The organism is Pontibacter coccineus, assembly GCF_030546575.1.
GTDB lineage: Bacteria > Bacteroidota > Bacteroidia > Cytophagales > Hymenobacteraceae > Pontibacter > Pontibacter coccineus.
On record NZ_JAUOTN010000005.1, the window covers coordinates 273,745 to 294,416 of the forward strand.

19 protein-coding genes are annotated in these 20,672 nt (G+C 51.9%); 6 read left to right on the plus strand and 13 right to left on the minus strand.

Translation table 11 applies throughout. The features are described from left to right. Window positions 1–790: 790 nt before the first annotated feature. Window positions 791–1,417, minus strand: a complete 627-nt coding sequence (locus Q4E40_RS13875) for a class I SAM-dependent methyltransferase (protein ID WP_303412966.1) — start codon at window positions 1,415–1,417, stop codon at window positions 791–793. A 121-nt stretch (window positions 1,418–1,538) separates the two neighbouring features. On the opposite strand from Q4E40_RS13875, the gene hutU reads away from it, so the two are divergent. The 3 genes from hutU (at window position 1,539) to hutG (ending at window position 6,140) form a co-directional block, all read left to right on the plus strand. After that, the gene (gene hutU, locus Q4E40_RS13880) at window positions 1,539–3,251 is read left to right on the plus strand and encodes a urocanate hydratase (protein WP_303412967.1); all 1,713 of its coding nucleotides are present in this window, start codon (window positions 1,539–1,541) and stop codon (window positions 3,249–3,251) included. 386 nt (window positions 3,252–3,637) lie between these two features. Beyond that, window positions 3,638–4,882, plus strand: coding sequence for an imidazolonepropionase (hutI, locus tag Q4E40_RS13885; protein ID WP_303412969.1), 1,245 nt, complete (start codon window positions 3,638–3,640; stop codon window positions 4,880–4,882). A gap of 283 nt (window positions 4,883–5,165) precedes the next feature. Continuing rightward, a complete protein-coding gene (gene hutG, locus Q4E40_RS13890; RefSeq protein WP_303412971.1) occupies window positions 5,166–6,140 on the plus strand; it encodes a formimidoylglutamase in 975 nt (324 codons plus the stop codon). Window positions 6,141–6,218: 78 nt separating this feature from the next. Here hutG and Q4E40_RS13895 read toward each other — a convergent pair whose 3' ends face one another. The 7 genes from Q4E40_RS13895 to Q4E40_RS13925 all read right to left on the minus strand — a co-directional run bounded on the left by Q4E40_RS13895 (window position 6,219) and on the right by Q4E40_RS13925 (window position 14,001). Continuing rightward, complete coding sequence (locus tag Q4E40_RS13895) at window positions 6,219–6,614, minus strand: hypothetical protein (RefSeq protein ID WP_303412972.1); 396 nt, start codon at window positions 6,612–6,614, stop codon at window positions 6,219–6,221. Window positions 6,615–6,717: 103 nt separating this feature from the next. Beyond that, on the minus strand, window positions 6,718–7,587 hold the full coding sequence (locus Q4E40_RS13900; protein WP_303412973.1) for an SMP-30/gluconolactonase/LRE family protein: 870 nt from the start codon (window positions 7,585–7,587) through the stop codon (window positions 6,718–6,720). A gap of 48 nt (window positions 7,588–7,635) precedes the next feature. Then, a complete protein-coding gene (locus Q4E40_RS13905; RefSeq protein WP_303412974.1) occupies window positions 7,636–8,748 on the minus strand; it encodes an AMP-binding protein in 1,113 nt (370 codons plus the stop codon). 453 nt (window positions 8,749–9,201) lie between these two features. Then, window positions 9,202–9,657, minus strand: a complete 456-nt coding sequence (locus Q4E40_RS13910; protein WP_303412975.1) for a DoxX family protein — start codon at window positions 9,655–9,657, stop codon at window positions 9,202–9,204. An 827-nt stretch (window positions 9,658–10,484) separates the two neighbouring features. Next, window positions 10,485–12,182, minus strand: a complete 1,698-nt coding sequence (gene menD, locus Q4E40_RS13915) for a 2-succinyl-5-enolpyruvyl-6-hydroxy-3-cyclohexene-1-carboxylic-acid synthase (protein WP_303412976.1) — start codon at window positions 12,180–12,182, stop codon at window positions 10,485–10,487. A 202-nt stretch (window positions 12,183–12,384) separates the two neighbouring features. Continuing rightward, complete coding sequence (locus Q4E40_RS13920; protein WP_303412978.1) at window positions 12,385–13,587, minus strand: isochorismate synthase; 1,203 nt, start codon at window positions 13,585–13,587, stop codon at window positions 12,385–12,387. A 3-nt stretch (window positions 13,588–13,590) separates the two neighbouring features. Beyond that, window positions 13,591–14,001 carry a PaaI family thioesterase gene (locus Q4E40_RS13925; RefSeq protein ID WP_303412980.1) on the minus strand — a complete coding sequence of 137 codons (411 nt, stop codon included), beginning with the start codon at window positions 13,999–14,001 and terminating at the stop codon, window positions 13,591–13,593. A 66-nt stretch (window positions 14,002–14,067) separates the two neighbouring features. On the opposite strand from Q4E40_RS13925, the gene Q4E40_RS13930 reads away from it, so the two are divergent. The 3 genes from Q4E40_RS13930 (at window position 14,068) to Q4E40_RS13940 (ending at window position 17,063) form a co-directional block, all read left to right on the plus strand. Further along, window positions 14,068–14,694, plus strand: coding sequence for a histidine phosphatase family protein (locus Q4E40_RS13930; RefSeq protein ID WP_303412982.1), 627 nt, complete (start codon window positions 14,068–14,070; stop codon window positions 14,692–14,694). A 109-nt stretch (window positions 14,695–14,803) separates the two neighbouring features. Further along, the gene (locus tag Q4E40_RS13935; protein WP_303412984.1) at window positions 14,804–16,534 is read left to right on the plus strand and encodes a pyruvate dehydrogenase complex dihydrolipoamide acetyltransferase; all 1,731 of its coding nucleotides are present in this window, start codon (window positions 14,804–14,806) and stop codon (window positions 16,532–16,534) included. Between the two features lie 283 nt (window positions 16,535–16,817). Then, window positions 16,818–17,063, plus strand: coding sequence for a hypothetical protein (locus tag Q4E40_RS13940; protein ID WP_303412986.1), 246 nt, complete (start codon window positions 16,818–16,820; stop codon window positions 17,061–17,063). Window positions 17,064–17,366: 303 nt separating this feature from the next. Here the strand turns inward: Q4E40_RS13940 and rclC are convergent, their stop codons facing one another. The 5 genes from rclC to Q4E40_RS13965 all read right to left on the minus strand — a co-directional run bounded on the left by rclC (window position 17,367) and on the right by Q4E40_RS13965 (window position 20,522). After that, complete coding sequence (rclC, locus tag Q4E40_RS13945; RefSeq protein WP_303412987.1) at window positions 17,367–18,005, minus strand: reactive chlorine resistance membrane protein RclC; 639 nt, start codon at window positions 18,003–18,005, stop codon at window positions 17,367–17,369. 71 nt (window positions 18,006–18,076) lie between these two features. Next, entirely contained in the window at window positions 18,077–18,907 is an 831-nt protein-coding gene (locus Q4E40_RS13950) for an AraC family transcriptional regulator (RefSeq protein WP_303412988.1), read from the minus strand. Between the two features lie 74 nt (window positions 18,908–18,981). Further along, window positions 18,982–19,542: a sugar O-acetyltransferase gene (locus Q4E40_RS13955; RefSeq protein ID WP_303412989.1), complete on the minus strand. Its 561-nt coding sequence runs from the start codon at window positions 19,540–19,542 to the stop codon at window positions 18,982–18,984. A gap of 30 nt (window positions 19,543–19,572) precedes the next feature. After that, window positions 19,573–19,902 carry a DUF1801 domain-containing protein gene (locus Q4E40_RS13960; RefSeq protein WP_303412991.1) on the minus strand — a complete coding sequence of 110 codons (330 nt, stop codon included), beginning with the start codon at window positions 19,900–19,902 and terminating at the stop codon, window positions 19,573–19,575. A gap of 140 nt (window positions 19,903–20,042) precedes the next feature. Beyond that, window positions 20,043–20,522, minus strand: a complete 480-nt coding sequence (locus tag Q4E40_RS13965; RefSeq protein ID WP_303412993.1) for a YybH family protein — start codon at window positions 20,520–20,522, stop codon at window positions 20,043–20,045. Window positions 20,523–20,672: the final 150 nt, after the last annotated feature.

Below are 20,672 nucleotides of genomic sequence, written 5' to 3' on the forward strand. Positions count from 1 at the left end.
TTGCTTCTCCCTCTTTTTGCTAAGCCTGTTTGTGGTATAGCGCTGAAGGCGCGAGCGTCCTCGCTCGTGACTTGCTATCAAGTGGCCTCCGGCCCTGGTATACCTATACCTGGCATCGTTTCAGCCTACCTATACCTTAAGCTAATTTGTTTCATTGCTTCGCCTGTGCGGCGGGCACTCACTTTTTGTCTTGACACAAAAAGTAAGCAAAAAGGTCAAGACGCTCCAAACTCGCTGAACGCTCAAACAGTGGAGCGTCATAAGGTGCACCTGGCACAGCTATTTGTTTCATAGTGCAAGGGGCAAGTTACTCTTGCTATACCTACCAGTGGTGCGTGACAGATGACACGAAGCATATACCTGCGAAATAGCAGAAGCATATTCCCCGCCTTGGATAAGGAGGGGTTAGGGGTGGTTGGACCCGGCACTGTATAAAAAGTTGCCACGAAGCTTATACCTGTGAAGTAGTAGCGGCAGAAAGGTCCCCCTTCGAAGGGGGCAGGGGGATGACAATCGTGCACAAGGAACTACTGCTACAAAGTCTATACCTGCAAATTAGTAGCTGCAGAAATTCCCCTCTCGGGAGGGGCCGGGGTGGGTTAAAACAACTGCCTGACCTCCCTCAGCCAAGATCCTTTCAGGATGACAGGTGGAATAGCAGTAGCGAAAAGTTCTTCTTGGGGGTGGGGCCATCGACAAAGAAGGAGGCAGGGTAATGGCAATCGTACACGAAAATCCTGTAAATCCCCTAATCCTGTAAATCCTTGGGGAAGGGGCCCTATATAAAGATTCAGACAGCCTTCCGTACTACCCACGTCGTCATCGTCCTTTCCTGCTCCACCAACACAGTCTTTAACGGCTCCAGTCTTATCATGCCCAATTCTTTTTCCAACGTTACAACCAGCTTTTTATCTGCCAGAAACCATACCGGTCCGTGCGACATCCGGTAAAACCGACTCTCCACCTGCTGCAGTTTATCTTCCAGTCCGATGGTGGTACTGAAACGGGCGAATAGCATGCCGCCCGGTCTAAGCACGCGCCAGAGTTCCTGTACGATGCCTTTGAAATGTTCTTCGCTTCGGGCAAAATGTAGCACGGCGCTGCAGAGGACCACATCAAACTTTTCATCTGCAAATGGCAGCGCATCCAGATCAGCGGTTATAAAGTTTCTGGCCGGCAGTGTAGGCGCCATTTCCGACGCCAACCTTCTGGTTTGTTCGATCGCTTCCGCTGAAATATCGGCTCCATATACCTGGACGCCGGCCTGCATCAGGTAGGCGATGTTGCGGCCTGCTCCGCAGCCGGCATCCAGCAATTGCATGCCTTTTTGGATACGACCTTTCAGTAACTGGTCGAACAGGTAGATGTCGATGTTGCCAAACTGGGAGCGGAGGGAGGAGAGGGGAATGTGAAACATAAGGACTATTGTTCAGATAATGATATGACAATGCGTATGGGGCTGAAATTAAGCATGATTTTACTATCCTTTCTGCTCTTTTTTTAAGAATATTGAACAGAATTATACCACGATAGCCCCTATGAATAACGCAACTGCAACCGAAACTGTGAAACGCTCTGGTCTTTCTGTGAGCGAGTTTATCCAGAAATACGCCAACCATCCGACCTATATTCCGCCTATCGGCCCCGTGCTGAACGCCAAAAACTGGCAGTCAGAAGCTGCTTTGCGCATGTTCCTCAACAACCTGACCGATGAAGTGGCCGAGGATCCGAGCCGATTGGTTGTATACGGTGGCATCGGGCAGGCGGCGCGCACTGTGGCTGATGCCCAGAAGATCATTGAAGTGCTGCTCAATCTGGAGTTTGACGAGAGCTTGCTGGTGCAATCGGGTAAGCCAGTAGGCAAGGTACGCACCCATGCCGAGGCACCGCGTGTACTGATCGCCAACTCCAACCTCGTGCCGCATTGGGCTACGTGGGAGCATTTCAATGAACTACGTGCCCGTGGCCTGATGATGTACGGCCAGATGACGGCCGGTAGCTGGATCTACATCGGGACGCAGGGTATTTTGCAGGGTACCTACGAGACCTTTGCCGCCTGCGGCAGAATACACTTCAACGACGACCTGCGCCACAAGCTGCTCGTGACGGGCGGACTCGGTGGTATGGGCGGCGCGCAGCCATTGGCAGCCACCATCGCCGGGGCTACCTTCCTCGGTGTGGATGTGGACCCGGAGCGCATCAAAAAACGCCTGGAGACCCGCTACATCGACAAAATGACCTACGACTACGAAGAGGCCAAGCGTTGGGCGCTGGAGGCAAAGGAAAAAGGCGAGGCCATCTCGATTGGTCTGGTAGGCGATATTGGTGATGTATTGGAAAAACTGATCCAGGATAACATCACACCGGAAATACTCACAGACCAGACATCAGCACACGACCCGATCAACGGATATGTGCCGAACGGACTAACCTTAGAAGAAGCCAAGGCCTTGCGCGAAAGTGATCCGCAGGAATATAAAGCCCGCTCCCTCAAGAGCATGGCCCGCCACGTAGGCTTCATGCTGGAGCTGCAGCGTCGTGGCAGCCGCACCTTCGACTATGGCAACAACCTCCGCGAGTTTGCCCAGCAGGGCGGTGAGGCGAATGCCTTTAACATACCGGGTTTTGTGCCGGAGTACATGCGTCCGCTTTTTTGCGAAGGCAAAGGACCTTTCCGTTGGGCGGCCCTTTCCGGCGATCCAGAAGATATCCGCGTAACGGACGAAGCACTAAAAGAGCTTTTCCCGGAGAATACGCATATGATCAAGTGGCTGGAAGAAGCGAACGAAAAGGTCGCTTTTCAGGGACTGCCATGCCGCATCTGCTGGCTGGGGATGGGCGAGCGCGAGAAAGCCGGCCTTATGTTCAACCAACTCGTGCGTGAAGGCAAAGTGAAAGCCCCGATCGTGATCGGACGTGACCACCTCGACTGCGGTTCTGTGGCCTCGCCATACCGCGAAACCGAAGGTATGCTGGATGGCTCTGACGCCGTATCGGACTGGCCGTTGCTCAACCTGATGTCCAACACGGCAGGCGGCGCTACCTGGGTATCGTTCCACCATGGTGGCGGCGTAGGCATAGGCTATTCCCAGCATGCGGGCATGGTGATTCTGGCGGATGGTACCGAGCGTGCTGACCGTTGCCTGAGCCGCGTGCTGCACAACGATCCGGCCATGGGCATCTTCCGTCACGCCGATGCTGGTTACGAAACCGCGCAGGCCAATGCCGAAAAGTTTGGCTTGAACTTGTAATAGCTGTTACTTTAAGGCAGGCGTATTTTTTGTCATTTCGAACTGGGGATTGGGCAATGCCGTCAACTAAAGCAATCGCTCTTTCGGATTTAGCAATCTGAAATGGGCTGTTGAGGATTTCCCAATCCCAGTTTCGCTATTTGCTCGGGTCTGGATACCCGCAACAATTGGGAGTAGGGACTCTCTAGTTAGCTTCGGATAAATAGATCCGAATCAACTTTAAAACTCCCTTAAGTTGACAGCATTGGAGGCTTGAGGTTCTCATTTCGGGGAAAATCTGTGATATAGCCTAAAACCTAAAATATTTCAGATCTCTCCATTCTGTCGAGATGGCAATTTTTCTATTAGGCAGTATATTTAATTCATAAATAGTATAAACTAAAACTATGAAACAAGACAATACCCATACCCTGATCGGCCCTTTCAAACAGATGGTGACGATGGCTGGTTTGCCAGCGGCCGGTGCCATAGCTGATGAAGAATTGGAGGTGCTTGAAGATGCCGGGGTACTGGTGTATGATGGTTTTATCGTGCTGGTCGAGCGTTATGACAAGCTGCTGAAAATCGCCCAGGACAAAGGCTATACCTTGCAGAAGATAGAAGAACCCACGGTGCTCCTGCCAGGCCTGATTGATTCCCACACCCACATTTGTTTTGCCGGCTCCCGCGCCAACGATTACGCCATGCGTGTTGCCGGAAAATCTTATCTGGAGATAGCCCGCAGCGGCGGCGGCATACTCGACAGCGTGCGCAAGACCCGCGAAGCTACACTGGTAGAGTTGGTGGACCTGCTCAAAAAACGCTGCGACCGGCACCTGTCCGAAGGCGTGACCACTTGCGAAGTGAAAAGCGGCTACGGCCTGACCACGGAAGAGGAACTCAAGATGTTGGAGGCGATTCAACTCGTGAACAATCACCATGCACTGGAGCTTGTCCCTACCTGTCTGGCAGCCCACATGCGTCCACCGGAGCACACCGACTCGCGCCTATACCTGCAGGAAGTGGTTACGCAGCTTTTGCCGCAGGTAAAGGAGCAGGGTCTTGCCAAGCGGGTGGATATCTTCATCGAAGACACGGCTTTTAATGAAGAAGATTCCTTCGAGTATTTGTCAGCTGCCAAGGAACTAGGATTTGAGATTACGGTACACGCCGATCAGTTCAGCACCGGTGGCAGTCGCATTGCAGCCGAAGCCGGAGCAATCAGCGCCGACCACCTGGAGGCGAGTGGTGAATCAGAGATAGCTCTGATGAAAGAAGCCGGTGTTGTGGCCACCGTGTTGCCGGGTGCGTCGCTGGGGCTGGGCATGCACTATGCCCCGGCCCGCAAAATGCTCGACGGCGGGCTCTGCCTGGCCATTGCCACCGACTGGAATCCGGGTTCCGCCCCGATGGGAGACCTTTTGATGCAAGCCGCGCTGCTGGGTGCAGCAGAGAAACTGACTACGGCTGAAACGCTGGCCGGTATTACAGTTCGCGCTGCAAAAGCATTGAACCTGGCTGATCGGGGTACAATTGAGAAAGGACAGCTGGCCGACATGATCGCTTTCCCGACCGACAACTACAGAGAGATCCTGTACCAGCAAGGCAAATTGAAACCTGGCAAGGTATGGAAGCAGGGGAAAGAGGTATAGCATCAGTTTGTGCCCAAGTACGCATTAGACACCAACGTGGGGTGTAGGCAATATGAGAGGTATAGCTTTAAGGTGAAAACACACCCCTATCCCTCGCATGTGGGGAATTACACTGGAGGAGTCCCCCTCTGAAGGGGCAGGGCCGTAAAGTTCTGTCGGGAACTATCCCCTCAAGGGGAGAATTTGCTAGAACTTAACGGCCCTGCCTCCCCGGAGGAGGGAGGGGGGTTACAATCAATCCCGATCAACAATTTAACCATCAACAATTCAACAGTTTAAATACATGTATAAACCCACAGAACCCGGCACCTGGAAAGGCAGAGTAGACGCTGCTGATGGCGAAGAAGGAAAGCGTTGGCACCAGGGTATACAGCTGCTCAATCTGACTGACAGTGCACAGCCGGCCGAAACTGAGCAAGCCATTGCCTTTCTGGGCTTTTGCTGTGATGAGGGCGTGCGGCGCAACCAGGGAAGGGAAGGGGCTGTGCAGGGACCGGCAGCCTTGCGTCAGGCGATGGCTTCGTTTGCCTGGCACTTAGAGGATGACATTGCCCTGCTGGACGCCGGGGACGTGTATTGCACCAACCAGAACCTGGAAGAAGCGCAGAAGCAACTCGGCAAGAAGGTACATGCGCTTTTGACCAACACCTATAAAACGATCATCCTCGGAGGCGGACACGAAACCGCCTACGGACACTATCTGGGTATAAAACAGGCACTGCCTGCCGACAAGCAACTCGGCATTATCAACTTCGACGCCCACTTCGACCTGCGCACTTACGAAAAGCAACCCAGTTCCGGCACGCCTTTTCTGCAGATAGCCGACGATCTGATCAAAGACAACCGGGAGTTCAACTACCTGTGCTTAGGTATACAGCAGTACGGTAACACACAAAAGCTCTTCAACACGGCAGGAGAGTATGGCGCTGATTATGTGCTCGCGCCCGCCATGCAGGTATACAACTACGAGGCGCTCCGTGAGAAGCTCCAGCAATTCATGGCGCTGGTGGATGTGCTATACGTGAGCATCGATCTGGATGTATTCGCAGCGGCCTACGCGCCGGGTGTAAGTGCTCCGGCTGCCCTGGGTATACACCCTGAAATTGCCCTGATCCTACTGCAGGAGATCATCAGCAGCGGCAAACTACTTACCCTGGATGTGGTGGAACTGAACCCGGCACTGGACCTTGACAACCGTACGGCCAAACTGGGCGCCTCGCTGCTCTACCACGTGGTGCAGCAATGGAGTCAGGTATAGGATTTTTTCACTTTATTGTAAATGACTGCGCCCCGCCACAGATTCTGTAGCGGGGCGCAGTCGTTAGAGCGTAAAGAATTATCGACCGACCTTAAACTTCGTCCAATAAGTCGTGTCTGGGGTGATCACTTCTACCTGGTAGGTGTCCGGCCGCAGCTTACCCAGGTCAAAGCGCCAGGCGGTTTCTTTCTTGGCTACGCTGACAGGCTTTTTGTAGACCATCTTACCAGCTTTGTTTTTCACTTCCAGTCGTGCGTTTTCAGTAAGCACCTGGTTGAAGTCCAGCACAAAAGTGCCTTTCTTGGTGGGATTCAGAAATATACCCGACAGCGTTTCCATGCGGGTGGAGGTGTCCGGTTTGGCTACCTTGAATTTATCCTGCTCCACGGGTGGGAGCTGTGTAGAGTTTCCCTGCGCATAGGCGTTGAAACCAGCCAGCAGCACTGCACCGGCCAGTAAGTACGTTTGTTTCATCTTCATATTTTATCTTCAGCACTTTAGGTATACCGGACCTATACATAATTTAAGCCAGATTTTACTGGGACCAGAAAATTTCTTTAAAAACCGTGCATTTTTTCTAGAATGACACCCGGTAAGCAATCACGCGGTTGTCATAAAAGGTGGGGACGTAAAGCAAGCCCTGTTCTTCAGAATAGAATATATCTGCTGCGTTGATCTTTTTGTTTTTTGTGTCGAGCACTTTCCAGTTCTTGCCTGCATTGTTCACGTAGTAGATCTCCCCGTTCCAGTTCGACACCATATACCCGTCCGCACCTGTGCGCACAATGCCGTCCGCCGAAGGAATTTTTTCGGTCCAGTCCGTGAATTCTTTTTGTTCCATGTCCAGGAAGCGGACTTTGCCTGTGTTGAAGGAGGCCACAATCAGACGATTATTATCATACAGCAAGCCGTTAGGGCGCTCACGCTTGGTGTCGAGCCAATGGCTGACGCGGCCGTTTCGGAACAGGTAGATGGCGCCACGTTGGGAATCCGACACATATACATTGCCCGCGTCGTCTACGGTCACGTCGTTGAGCATCTGAGCTTTGTCGGCTTTGTGGCGGGCTAGCACAGCACCGGTCTGGGTAGCAATGGCAACGATCTCGTCCATGTCCGCTACATAGAGAATGTTATTGTGCAGCGCCAGACCCTTAGGATCATTCAGTCCTGAAACCCAGTACAGCTGCTCTATGTCCCCATTGGGACTGAGGCGTGAGATAAAGCCGTCGCCATCTTTGCGGTCTTTGCTGGATTCGTTGATGTTGGAGACGTAGAGCACATTGCGCTCCCGGTCAAACACCACCGATTCCGGGGAGCGCAGGGTGTTGTCGGTGGCCCAGGCTTCGGTCAGCGTTACCGGACCTTTGGAGGAAAAGAGGCCGCCACTGCAGCCCTGCAGAGCAAGTGCGGTCAGTATGAAGAGACTAAGAAAGGAGAATGGTCGCATAGGAAAGTGTTTTGTTTTACCCTACTACGCGATAGCGCCCTACCTGTTTTAGTCAGTTTCCAGTCCCAGCTTCTGCATGGTGCGCAGGCGGGACACTTTGCCGGTCGCTGTCTCAGAAAAAGCGGGACTGTAGTACACGTCTTTCGGCATTTCAAACTTGTGCAGCAGGCTGCGCATTTTATCCATCACCTGCAGCTCCGCATCTTCAGGGAGTTGTTTACCTTCCAGCACCAGAATCACTTTTTCACCCAGCAGTTCGTCAGGCTGAGAGGCCACAAAGAAACGCGGTGCCCGCTCCAACTCCGCAAGAGCTTCTGAGACGGCCACTTCCACTACTTCCGTCTGCACTTTCACGCCTCCGGTATTGATGGTATTGTCAGCTCGGCCTATCCAGCGGAAGCGGGTAGGGGTGAGGATCTCGACAATATCGTTGGTTACCAGGGTTTCGTTTGCTGTGAGGTCTCCTGTAATCGTGAGGCAGCCCCGGTTGTCCTGACCGATGGTAACGCCCTCAAGGGTTTCGTAATAATCAGCCGCGTCAGGGCCGTTGAGCAGGCGCAGGGCAATGTGCGAGGCTGTTTCCGTCATGCCATAGGTATGGTACAGCGGCACCTGCAGCAGCTGCATTTCACGCTGCAGCGAAAAACTCACCGGGGCGCCCCCCACCAGAATGGCCTTCATGTTGTCCAGGCGCTCCATGGTCCCCCCGCTCTCTTGCAAAATGGTCTGCAGCTGCATCGGCACAAAAGAAGAGAAATGATACACTTCATCAGCCGGGGTAAGCGCGAGCGGATTTCCAACCGGCTCTACAATGGTCATCTGCATATCTGCCAGCAGCCCGCGTACGATCATCATCATACCGGCGATGTACTCTGTATTAAGGCAGACAAGCATGTGCTCACCTGCTTTCAGGCCAAGTAACTTAATAGTGCGGCGGGCACTGATCTCCATCTGCTTTCGCGTGAGCGTGATCTGTTTTGGCGTGCCGGTAGAGCCTGAAGTGTGAATTGGAAACTCCTGCACCCCGTTGAGCCAGTCGCGGCAAAATTCGAGGGTCTTTGCTTCGTAGCCGTTAAGCGGCACACTGTTGCGGAAAGAATAAGCCGCTATTTCGTCGTAGAAGAACTTGTTTCCGTTTAGGGTTAGGAACCTTTGCGTCATGGGGTGTCTCAGTATTTGAAGCAAAAGCAGTGTGTTTACTGCCTTGCCGCATGTTCATTTGTTTTACTTTCCGGAGCCTGGCAGGTATAGCCTTCGGCTCGTATGTGTATTTTGTACCATACGCAATTAGCGCGCCGTCAGATTATAACGGGTACGTTATTCGCAGGTATAGCCACCGTAAATTTTGCTCAAAATTACGACAATCAGGTATAAGACCTAAACCAGGGCAGGTATAATTTTGGGGATGAAGTTATTAAGCGGGCCTGTTTTGTAGTAGTACAAGTATAAGTAAATGAAGTGCTCCCGCTTTCCTTTGCAATAAGTAGAACGGGAGCATTTCGGGAAAATCATATCGTGCGGTCGTACTTCCCGCGCCCTTCTCTTTGGTTAGAGAAAGTAGTTGATGCTAGCGCGCGTAATTGGCAGGTCTGGTTCAGCGTTTGCCTCTCAGGACTAATAAAGTATGTCCCTTTCTGGTCGGCTGATCAGGTTATCTACAGAAAGTCGGCCGGAGCCCAGAATCAAAAAGACGATCAGCAGGATCAGGACAATGACAGATGACCAGAGCTCGGTGTTCTCAGAGTAAAAGCCATGCTGCGGGTTAATGAAAAATACGGCGCCCAGCAGGATCGGTATCTGAAAGAGGATGGCGATGCGTGTCACCAGGCCCATGGCAATGAGCAGTCCGCCCACCAGGTGAACGAATGCCACATAATGGGCCATCCCCAACGACACCCACTGAAACTGGCTGTTGCTCATAATGCTTTGCAGTGCTTGCGTATCCTGAATAAACATGACACCTTTCACGAATAAAAAGATACCCAGCGCCATGCGCACAAAGTCTACCCAAACCGGATGGTGCGTGTCAGCCCAATGCTCAATCCGGTGCATATCTTGCGTTAAGTTCATGGCTGTAAAGTTTTAGGTTTAACAAATTAGTATACAATTATTTAAACGATTCGTGCTGTTAAACGGATGATTAAATAATGGATATATGCTAGGGTTAAGGTTTTCGCTCTCGTGGAGGGGTAGGATTGGGATGTGGCTACTGCTATCGTAAGTATAACGTTGGCTTAGCGTCAGCGTAGCTTATGTTGGTCTATACAGCTAGTTTGTGACTGGCATAGCGGAGGTCTTTTTATACCTTAAAGTGTTTTGCTTTGTAGTTTCGCCTGTGCGGCGGGCGCTACTTTTTTCCTTGATGGGGGTAGGGGCCCTCGATAAAGAAAAAAGTAGGCAAAAAAATCAAGATGCTTTTAAACTCGCTGACCGCTCAAACAAAAAATCGTCAAAGGTGCACCTGGCTAATGCAATTTGTTTCATTGCTGAGGGGCAAGTTAGTTTTGCTATACCTGCCAGTGGTGATTTGCTACAGTTCCTATACCTGTGAATTGGTAACGGAAGATTCCCCGCCTTGGACTACTGAGAACGAGAGTTCGAAGGTAGCGAGCGGAGCTCTGAGAGGCTAGGGGTGGTTGGACCCGGTACATCACAGGAACCGCTATAACTACAAGGCTTTGCCTGAAAATTAAGCAGGGGCAGAAATTCCCCTCTCAGGAGGGGCCGGGGTGGGTTAAAATAACTGCCTGACCTCCCTCAACCAAGATCCTTTCAGGATAACAGAACAAAAAGCAGGAGCCAAAAAGGGCCCTTTGGGGGCATGTGGATGTCAATCGTGTACGATAATCCTGTTAATCTGTAAATCCTGATTCAGACAAGCTATACCTCCCTATACCCTAGAAAGCCTTCAGCAGTGCCTGCTTATAAGCAGCAAACTCCACAGCATTTGCTTTGCTGTCGGTGAAGATCTCGAGTATACCTGCTCCGGTATCGGGAGCAAAAAAGTCAGGGAGTGCTTGCTCCAGTTCCTCCAGCGATGAGCAGGCGGTATAAGCCATACCAAAATCGCTGGCGGTATTGCGGGCGTCGAGTTGCTGGCGGGTTTCGAAATATTCCTCCAATTCGGGCTGTCGCTTAGGGCCATCGATCAACCGGAAAATACCGCCCGCGTGGTTGTTGATGATCACGATACGCAAGTTAGCCGGCAGGTAGTTGTGCCAGAGTCCGTTGCGGTCGTAGAAGAAGGCCATGTCGCCGGTGAGCAGGGTGGTGATGCGCTCGCTGCTCAGCGCGCAGCCGACGGCTGTGCTGGTGCTGCCATCAATGCCGCTGGTACCGCGGTTGGCGTGTACCTGCACGTCCTGTTCCGGTTGCAGCGCCAGTATATTGGCGTAACGCACGGCCATGCTGTTGGCCAGGTGCAGGTTACTCTGCTGCGGAAGGCTGTTCAGTACACGGCTAATGGCGGTCAGCTCACTGTAAGGAGAACTAGAGGTATAGTCTTTCAGAAACTTGCCCGCTTTGCTCTCTGTACCTGCCCACGACTCGATGTAGCCCGGGTCTTCGCGCGTGCTGCCGGCCATGCTGCGGAAAAAGCTAGCAGGCGTGCAACGGATGATGCGGGTGAGTGACTGAAACGTGTCGGCCACCTGTCCGGCCGGTTGTATGTGCCAGTGCGCCTTCGGTTTGTATTTTCGCAGGTATAGCTTCAGACTTTTGGAGATGACCGACTTGCCAAAAGTGATCAGCAGATCGGGTTGCAGGGACTGCATTTTCTCCGGATCGGGGCAGGCCAGCATCGCATCCTGGTGGCGCACCACACCCGGCAGTTGCTGCATGTTGCTGATAATGTCACCCACTGCCACGGCACCCGTTGAGCCCATGAAGTTCTGCAGGGCATTCAAAAGCCTTGGATCATGATTCCCCTGACCCGCAACGATCAGCACACGTTTAAAAAAGAGCATTTCCTGCTCCAGTTTAAGGGACTGCATCGGGTTAATTTCAAAGGCATTGTGGTCTTCCTCGATCACTTTCACCTGAGTGTCATATGACAGGTTTTCTCCATCGGCAGGGTAGAAGGGCTCGCGCAATGGCACGTTGATGTGCACTGGCCCGGCCGGGTAGGCCACCGCCTCGTTCAGCGCTTCCGATACCATGCGTTCCGTATGCCACACGGCATCGGGGTGCTCAAGCGCTACCGGAAAGTCGAAGCTGCGTTTGATATGCTTGCCGTATACCTGCTGCTGGCGAATGGTCTGCCCGTCGAGCTGATCGATCCACTCCGGCGGACGGTCCGCAGTGAGCACCAGCAGGGGCACCTGCAGAAAGAAAGCCTCGGCCACAGCGGGGGCGTAGTTGAGTGCAGCTGTGCCAGAAGTACAAATCAGTACCGTCGGCTTGCCTGTTGTCTGCGCCATGCCGAGCGCGATGAAAGCGGCCGCTCGTTCGTCGCTCACCGTGCGCACCGTCAGTTTCGGGTGGCGGGCAAAGGCTATGGTTAAAGGAGCACAGCGCGAGCCCGGAGACAAGACCACGTTTTCCACCCCTTTGCGGGCACATATCTCGGCTATATTGACAACAGGCGCTAGTAGCATAGTGAGTGATTGAGTTGGGTGAATGGTTAAATTGTTGAATGGTTAAATTGTTAATCAAGTTTGGGAGGTCTTCCGTTAAGTGCCATGCTGATGCTAGGTATAATTTCAGGTAATCAATACTCATTTAGAAGTAAATAATCACCAATAAAAAATCTTCAATTCACAAACACACGAACTCGCTCAATCACCAACTCACTCATTTTTAAAAATCCGATAGGATTTTCCCCATCGTTTGAAGTTTATGTTGCGTTTCCTGCCATTCCTTTTCGGGGGACGAGTCGCCGGTGATGCCGGCTCCCGCGTATAGTACGGCTTCGTGCTGCAATAGCTGCATGCACCGGAGGTTTACGTACAGGTGCGTGCCTGCCTCGCTGTTCACGGGACCTAGAAAACCGCTGTAGTAGCTGCGGTCGTAGCCTTCATGATCCAGTATAAAGCGCAAGGAAGGTTCCTTGGGGAGTCCGCACACGGCGGAGGTAGGGTGCAGCAGGCGCAGCATGTCGGTGCCGAGCGTGGGGAAATCCACTTCTTTCAGGTCTACTTTAAAGTCGGTGCGCAGGTGCATCAGGTTGCCGGCTATCACGGTGCGGGGACCCACTTCGGTATACTCGCGCAAACGCAGCTTTTTGAAACAGCTCAGCACATAGCGTTCTACCATGCCTTGTTCTTCAATTTCCTTTTGGCGCCAGATAGCATTGGCGGTGGAGCCGTCTTCGCAAAGAGGTTGCGTGCCGGCCAGTGCCACAGTCTTGAATAACTGTTGCTGGTCCACACTCACCAGTATCTCAGGGGTTGCGCCCAGCCAGGTGCCTATGCCAGGTATAGCCACCAGCGATATGAAGGCATTGGGGTAGGCCAAACACATTTTTTCGAAGGCTTTGTGCAGACTGAAGGCATCAGGCAAAGGGAACGTACTACTTCTGGAAAGCACGACCTTTTCCATCGCCTCCGCACGAATGACATCCACAGCGAGGCTCGCGGCCGCCTTGAAGTTTTCTTCATTCCGGTCAGAGTGGCGGGCAGGGTTGGCAGGTATAGGCCAGGTATAAGGCTTCCCGTTTTCATCTTGTGTCAAAGCTTCTGTAAACAAACTGACCTGTGCGGCGGATGCATCAGGAGCTGTGCGAAGTTGCTTTGTCAGGGAACTGTAGGTGATGTCGGCTTTCAGGAAAATGTGTTTGTGCGCGCCCTCTGTCACAAAGGGGCAGAAAAGGAAACCCGCCGGACTAGGCTCTAACGCAGGTATAGCGGAAGTTGTTTGTGGAGCAAACGATATGCAGGCCTGTACCTCGGTTTGCAAAGGTAGTCGCCAGACAGCAATGGCCGTTTGCTGGCGTATGGCTGCCGCTAGCACCTGTGCCAGGGTATGGCCTTTCACGTTTTCTCCTCCAGCTGCCTGTCCCATACCTTATTTTTTATCGATGATGGCCACTGTCATGCGGCTGAGGCATACCAGATCGCCTGACTCGGATGTGATCTTGATTTCCCATACCTGCGTGCTGCGACCCTGGTGCAGGGCCTTGGCCTCGCCGTACACCCAGCCTTCGCGCACGCTACGGATGTGGTTGGCATTAATCTCCAGCCCTACGCAGGCTTTTTGGCTCAGGTCTACTGAAAGTGCTGCGCCGATGCTGCCCAGCGTTTCAGCCAGGGCCACAGAAGCGCCGCCGTGCAGAAGGCCCATCGGCTGGTGGGTGCGTTTGTCTACGGGCATCTTTGCGGTTAAAATGCCGTCCTTAAAAGAGACAACTTCGATGCCGAGGTGCTCCACCATCGTATTTTTACTCCACTCCTGCAGCTTTTCTAACGTAGACTCCATGTTGTATAGGCTTTGAATGCTAACTTCGCATTCTCGTATTGGTAAAGAGGCAAAATTAGAACAATTTTGAGTATTAAGAAAATATACCTGATCCGTCACGGACAAACCGATTTCAACCTGCAGGGTATCGTGCAGGGCAGCGGTGTGGATGCATCACTCAACGAGCTGGGTCGCAGACAGGCGGCCGCTTTTTTCAAAGAATACCAGCACATTCCCTTCGACAAGGTATACACCTCCGTTTTGCAGCGCAGCATACAGTCGGTGCAGGGCTTCTTAGACAAGGGCATACCGCACGAGCAACATGCCGGTCTGAACGAGATCAACTGGGGAACACGCGAAGGCACACGCATCACGCCGGAAGAGGACGCCTACTACCACCGCATGCTGCAGTCCTGGACCGAGGGCGAGACCAGCCTGTGCATAGAAGGAGGGGAGAGCCCCGAACTGGTGGCCGCCCGACAGAAACCGGTAGTGGATTTGATCTTGAGCCGACCCGAGGAGGAAAACGTATTGATTTGTATGCACGGCCGCGCGATGCGCATTTTATTGAGCCAATTGCTGCGCTATCCGCTGCGCTGCATGGACCAGTTCGAGCATCAGAACCTGTGCCTTTATCAGCTCGATTTCACAGGTAGTATGTTCACCGTGAAGAAGTACTGTGACGTGGGCCATTTGCAGGATCTGCAGGTATAAATTGCCCGCGGCAACAATTTAAGAGGTATAGTTTGAATAAAATATTTTTAGGTCTAATTTTGGGCTTTATTGATTACACGAAACAGGCGAACAAACAAGACGATAAATTATGGCTGAAGTGATACGAATGCCTAAGATGAGCGACACGATGACGGAGGGGGTGATTGCATCTTGGCTTAAGAAAGTAGGTGACAAGGTTAGCTCAGGCGATGTGCTGGCCGAAGTGGAAACCGATAAGGCGACCATGGAACTGGAATCATACGAAGATGGCACTCTGTTGCACATTGGTCCGAAGAAAGGCGATTCTGTACCTATTGATGCTGTAATAGCGATCATTGGCAAGGAAGGCGAGGACATTTCCGGTCTACTGGGTGAGGCTGGCGGAAGCGCGAAGCCTGCTGCCAAAGAGGCTCCAAAAGAAGAGAAAGAGGAAGCTCCGAAGCAGGAAGAGAAGAAAGAGGCGGCTCCGGCCAAGGCTGACGCTCCTGCCGCAAAAACTTCTGTGGACACCTCCAACATCAAAGCCTCTGTTATCCGCATGCCGAAGATGAGCGACACCATGACAGAAGGTGTGCTGGTATCTTGGCTGAAGAAAGTGGGCGACAAAGTGAGCTCAGGCGACGTGCTGGCCGAAGTGGAAACCGACAAGGCGACCATGGAGCTGGAGTCTTACGAAGACGGTACGCTGCTTTACACCGGCGTAAACGCGGGTGATTCTGTGGCCATTGATGCGATCATCGCCATCATCGGCGACAAAGACGCGGACTACAAAGCCCTGCTTGATGCGGAAGGTGGTAAAGAAGGACGTTCACGCGAAGAGAACGCGCAGTCTGACGAGAACATAGAAGCCCGAACCGAGGCCACAACAGAAGATAAAGTACAGGAAACAGAAGTGCCGGCTGGCGAAACAGAGCAGATTGCTGCGGAAGGTAATGGCCGCATCAAGGCTTCTCCGCTTGCCAAAAAAGTAGCGAAAGACAAAGGCATTAAGCTGAACCAGATCAAAGGATCAGGGGAGGGTGGCCGCATAGTGCTGCGCGACGTGGAGAATTTCACGCCGTCTGCTGCACCGCAGAAAGCTGCAGCTCCTGCTGCCGCGCCAACTCAGGCCGCTGCTCCTGCCCCACAAGCTGCAGCAGCTACGCCAGCTGCCACTACAGACGCCTACGAAGAAGTGAACGTATCGCAGATGCGCAAGGTGATTGCACGTCGTCTGGCCGAGAGCAAGTTCTCTGCACCGCATTTCTACCTGACCATGGAAATCGACATGGACAAGGCAATCGAGTCCCGCGCTTCTATCAACGAGGTGTCTCCGGTGAAAGTATCGTTTAACGACCTGGTGATCAAGGCGGCCGCTGCGGCGCTTCGTCAGCACCCTGCCGTGAACTCATCCTGGTTAGGCGACAAGATCCGTTACAACAAGCAGATCAACATTGGCGTGGCTGTAGCTGTAGAAGAAGGCCTGCTGGTACCAGTGGTGCGCAATGCCGACAGCAAGTCACTTTCTGCGATTGCATCTGAGGTGAAAGACCTGGGCGGCAAGGCGAAGAACAAGAAGCTGCAACCGTCTGACTGGGAGGGCAACACCTTCACGATCTCTAACCTGGGCATGTTTGGCATCGAAGAGTTTACCGCCATCATCAACTCGCCGGATGCGTGCATTCTGGCAGTAGGCGCCATCAAACAGACGCCTGTGGTGAAGAACGGTAACATCCAGATCGGTAACGTGATGAAAGTAACCCTTTCCTGCGATCACCGCGTGGTAGACGGTGCTGTTGGTTCTGCCTTCTTGCAGACCTTCAAGAGCATGATGGAAAACCCACTGCGCATCCTGGTATAAGGTGCGCGTGACAAAACTTCCAGAAGTTTAAGCACAGCATAACATAAAGCAAAAGAGCCTCTTCGGAAACGGAGAGGCTCTTTTGCTTATACATCCTGGTCTTTCTGGAATTCAATTAGGAGGCGTAATACTACTGCGGTATTTATATATATTGATATTATGCAACCAGTTCCGTTTAATGTACGTTCTATGTTATAGGTAAGAAAGTGCTCTTAGGTAAATCATCAGGATTTGACAGATTAGCCATTTTTGTTTGCCATCACCAGTTCCAGATTTTCATTATATGAAATTCATTTATGTATTGAGTGCGCTTGCACTGACCTTCACATTTGGCTGTAATAATCAACCTGCAGAAGAGCAAGTAAAAGTTGTAGAGAAAGAAACAGTAAAAGTGGTTGAGGTAGAGAAGCCTGCCGCAGTTCCAGCTACCAAAGTAGTGGTGGAGCAGGAAAAGGGAACATCCATCGAATTGGGTCCAGAGGGCGGTTCGCTTAAAACGAAGAAAGTAGATATCAAAATAAACAATTAGTCCCAGACAGTTGTGGGTAGATGAAGCCGGGCCGAACGCCCGGCTTTTTTTTGATCATCGGCCAAGGCCTGATACTGGCAACGTGGTGCCTTCCGTGCGAATATGTTGCTGACCGACTTGATGGTAACGGCGGCAGATACAGCGCTTTGTCAGCACCCGGCCGAAATTCTTCATGGCCGGGAGACAGGAATCGTAAGGGGCTGTCGCCAAAAGACAATCTTAGTATCCTGTCTCATTCAAAACAAAGGGCCTCTCTATTTCCGGAGAGGCCCTTTGTTTTGGCAGGTATAGCTTTTGAAACTGTTAGTCCACCGGCTGGGCCATTACTTTTAGCCGATGCGTGGGAACTTCATGCGTGGCAAGCGCAGCGTTTCTTTCTTTTAAGATTCTGCTTGCCGCATCAGATGCTACCACCAGCCCCGCTGCCATCATGATAATGTCTTTGAGGACCAGCCGGCCCGCACCGGAAAGGTATGGGAAGCCGTGGTCAGGCCCACCCAGGTCAGGTACGTATACCTCCGGCGTGGTGATGAGGAAAGAGAGCGTCACGACCGACATACCTACCGTGAGCAGTCCTCCCAGTAAACCGATCTTGGCGTTGTAGATGCCGAGTAGGGTCAGCAGTCCGATGGCGATGATAACCGCACCGAGGGCATAGGAGAAAATGTAGGTGCCGTTTTCCAGATGCCAGGCAATGTTTTTAGGGACTACCTCGCCCTCCTTGTTTTTGTATTGCTGGTACTCAGGTGCATCCTTGGTATAGAAAAAGCCCATCATGGGACTGTTGGCTACAAAGGGCACAATGCCGTCCGCTTCGTACTGAAAAGCTTTCAGGCCGCCGATCCAGGCCATGACAATGAAAATAGAGATTCTGGTAAAATGCACAAAATAGCGCTGGGAATTCGAAAGTGTTTGGAGTAGTTGCTGTACGTTGTCGTTCATCAGTTAAGTATAGGATTGGTGACTATACAAAACTAAAGCCTTCCGAAGGGTAAAAGAATGGACGGATCGGGCTATCTCATGGACAGATCCGCCACTATCGAGATGCCAACTTTCTCTCTGAAATGGGTAGGAGATATGCCGGTATGCTTCTTGAAATAGCGGCTAAAGTAGTGCTCGTCCTCAAAATTGAGCGCGGCCGCCACCTCTTTGATGCTCTTGTGCGTGAGGTGCAGCTGCTTTTTAGCCTCCAGGATTACCCGGTCCTGTATCAGTTGAGAGGGAGACTTGCCAAAGTGCTTTTTAACTTTCCGGGCGAAGGCGCTGTGGGAGAGGGCCATTTCTTCGGCGTAGAACAGGGTATTGCGTTGTGTCAGAAAGTGTTGCTCCACCAACTCCCGGTACTGCTCCATGGGATGAAGCGTGCCTTCCGCCCCCAGCTGTTGCTCCCTCTTTTTGATCCTGCTCCCGATGGCCAGGATGAGCTGCAGATAACTCCGCAGGATCGGCTCCGAGTGCGGTTCATTCTGGTTGAGCTCAGACCGGAGCTTATCAAAGATCAGGCGGATTTCGTCGTCTTGTAAGGTGATAAAGGGCTGCTTGTAGATGTTGTTAAACAGCAGGCCATTGCAGGCTACCTCATTCTTGTGATACTCGATGCAATAGAAATCACCATGAAATATCAGTTGGTCAACTTCAAAGTCCGTGTTGGAGGTGATGCTCAGGTGTTGGTAAGGGGAAGTGAAGAGCGCTATTTTCCCTTCAAATGTATAGATGGTAAAGTCAACGCTGAGCGTACCACTGCCCTCTAGCAGCAATATGTTGTAGAATTCAGAAGCGTAAGGCCGTGCAAAGGCGCTGCTACGGTGTTTCTGCAGCTGAAACATGTCCTGATAAGCTTCCATAAGCGAGGGAGTAACAGAAGTTAAAGATAGCGCCTTCTGAGTGATTTCTCAAAGCTTGAGGAAGAGCTCGACTACTACTTATCCAAATGCCGGATTACCCGACAGGGGTTGCCTGCCGCAAATACATCAGCCGGAATGTCCCTGGTTACCACGCTTCCGGCACCGATTACGCTGCGGTCACCAATCGTGACGCCAGGACAGATGACGGCGCTGCCGCCTATCCAGACATCTTCTCCGATAGAAATGGGCTTTGCGCTCTCCACACCGGAGGCACGTACCCGATGATCCATCGGGTGGGTGGCGGTATATACCTGCACGTTGGGGCCAAACAGCGTGCGGCTGCCAATACGCACTTCCATCACATCGAGCACCACGCAGTTAAAGTTAAAGAACACCCTTTCGCCGACCACCATGTTGTAGCCGTAGTCACAGTAGAAGGGGGGCTGTAGCCAGAGTCCCTCCCCCGCATTCGGAATCAGGGCTTTCAGGATACGGTTGCGCTCATCTACCTGGTCTTCGCGGCTGTCATTGAGTTCTTTCAGGAGCAGGCGTGCCTGCAGGCGTTCGTCGCTCAGCTGCTTGTCTAGTGGGTCGTAGAGTTCTCCCGCCAGCATCTTTTCTTTCTCGGTCTTCATAGGCAGGTATACGGAGGCTGCTTTTTTCGGCTATACCGAAGCCGCTCTGAACCACTCACGCAACAGCTCCCGGTCAATGTCCTGCACGTTTTTGATCTTGATGTGGCGCATGTCCTTGCCCGTTCCTTCCAGCAGGTTATTGGGGTCATTCAGTTTCTCGGCCTGAAAGAAGCCCAGCGTGACGTAGGTTTTGGCGGTCTTGAGGTAAACGAAGTCTTTGTTGGCGCGGAACACCGGACGGCTCCACTTGAACTCTTCGGTTACGCCCGGCACGGTGTTGTGGACGAGCTGGCGCAAGGCTTCCAGGGTTTCTTTGTGCTTTTCGGAGGTGTTGATGTAGTCGGTTACTTGTGGGTGCATGGGTATACGTAAGGTGAAAGTATGGGACGTAAGCAGCCGCCTGATGAAGGTTTTGGGTGATGAGTTACCCTTCACAAGCTAGCCATTGTTCAAATATACATTCTTCTGCCTGTATTCGAGCAATACTAGGTTAAGTGCCCTTATTGGTTCTGTGAAGCCTTAGGTGTCGAGATTTCAACTGCATTCTTCCAAGTGCCATCTGTTTGTTTACGCCAAATACTAACTGCTCTATCGTTGAAGGAGACCGGTTTACCTGTCGAATCAGTATATGAAATCTGCACATTTTCTATAATATATGCCATATCACCGCTCTCTGAAACCGTAGCACTTTCCGGTTGCCAGCTTATACGGAAATCAGGCGTCTTGAAGCTTTCTTCCACCATTCTTCGTATTTCTTGCTTACCGCGTAAAACAGGTGCACCGGCTGATATGACAACAGCATCATCTGCCCAGTAACTAACAACTTTCTCTACATCTCCGGAAGAAGCTGCCTCGGACCACTCTCTGCTGAGCTGCATCATCTTTTCACCTTCCGCATTGGTGTCTACTTTCTGATCGGCCTCCTGTGGACTACAACCTAAAAGGGAGATCGCACTTACAATTAGTATCAGCTTTTTCATATGCATCAATTTAATGTTTTATTTATATACCATACGTAAATATTTAAATTGATATCAGTGGTTTGTAGCAATCCGTAGCGGGGGAGTTTGTCCTCAGAACTTCCCGTAAAGCAAGGCATTTCAAATGTGTAATTTTACAGTGCTATAAAG

What these genes read in the sequence shown, in the direction of transcription:
- Q4E40_RS13875 (WP_303412966.1), bottom strand. Translation starts at nt 1,417, where the DNA reads ATGTTTCACATTCCCCTCTCCTCCCTCCGCTCCCAGTTTGGCAACATC.
- hutU (WP_303412967.1), top strand. Translation starts at nt 1,539, where the DNA reads ATGAATAACGCAACTGCAACCGAAACTGTGAAACGCTCTGGTCTTTCT.
- hutI (WP_303412969.1), top strand. Translation starts at nt 3,638, where the DNA reads ATGAAACAAGACAATACCCATACCCTGATCGGCCCTTTCAAACAGATG.
- hutG (WP_303412971.1), top strand. Translation starts at nt 5,166, where the DNA reads ATGTATAAACCCACAGAACCCGGCACCTGGAAAGGCAGAGTAGACGCT.
- Q4E40_RS13895 (WP_303412972.1), bottom strand. Translation starts at nt 6,614, where the DNA reads ATGAAACAAACGTACTTACTGGCCGGTGCAGTGCTGCTGGCTGGTTTC.
- Q4E40_RS13900 (WP_303412973.1), bottom strand. Translation starts at nt 7,587, where the DNA reads ATGCGACCATTCTCCTTTCTTAGTCTCTTCATACTGACCGCACTTGCT.
- Q4E40_RS13905 (WP_303412974.1), bottom strand. Translation starts at nt 8,748, where the DNA reads ATGACGCAAAGGTTCCTAACCCTAAACGGAAACAAGTTCTTCTACGAC.
- Q4E40_RS13910 (WP_303412975.1), bottom strand. Translation starts at nt 9,657, where the DNA reads ATGAACTTAACGCAAGATATGCACCGGATTGAGCATTGGGCTGACACG.
- menD (WP_303412976.1), bottom strand. Translation starts at nt 12,182, where the DNA reads ATGCTACTAGCGCCTGTTGTCAATATAGCCGAGATATGTGCCCGCAAA.
- Q4E40_RS13920 (WP_303412978.1), bottom strand. Translation starts at nt 13,587, where the DNA reads ATGGGACAGGCAGCTGGAGGAGAAAACGTGAAAGGCCATACCCTGGCA.
- Q4E40_RS13925 (WP_303412980.1), bottom strand. Translation starts at nt 14,001, where the DNA reads ATGGAGTCTACGTTAGAAAAGCTGCAGGAGTGGAGTAAAAATACGATG.
- Q4E40_RS13935 (WP_303412984.1), top strand. Translation starts at nt 14,804, where the DNA reads ATGGCTGAAGTGATACGAATGCCTAAGATGAGCGACACGATGACGGAG.
- Q4E40_RS13940 (WP_303412986.1), top strand. Translation starts at nt 16,818, where the DNA reads ATGAAATTCATTTATGTATTGAGTGCGCTTGCACTGACCTTCACATTT.
- rclC (WP_303412987.1), bottom strand. Translation starts at nt 18,005, where the DNA reads ATGAACGACAACGTACAGCAACTACTCCAAACACTTTCGAATTCCCAG.
- Q4E40_RS13950 (WP_303412988.1), bottom strand. Translation starts at nt 18,907, where the DNA reads ATGGAAGCTTATCAGGACATGTTTCAGCTGCAGAAACACCGTAGCAGC.
- Q4E40_RS13955 (WP_303412989.1), bottom strand. Translation starts at nt 19,542, where the DNA reads ATGAAGACCGAGAAAGAAAAGATGCTGGCGGGAGAACTCTACGACCCA.
- Q4E40_RS13960 (WP_303412991.1), bottom strand. Translation starts at nt 19,902, where the DNA reads ATGCACCCACAAGTAACCGACTACATCAACACCTCCGAAAAGCACAAA.
- Q4E40_RS13965 (WP_303412993.1), bottom strand. Translation starts at nt 20,522, where the DNA reads ATGAAAAAGCTGATACTAATTGTAAGTGCGATCTCCCTTTTAGGTTGT.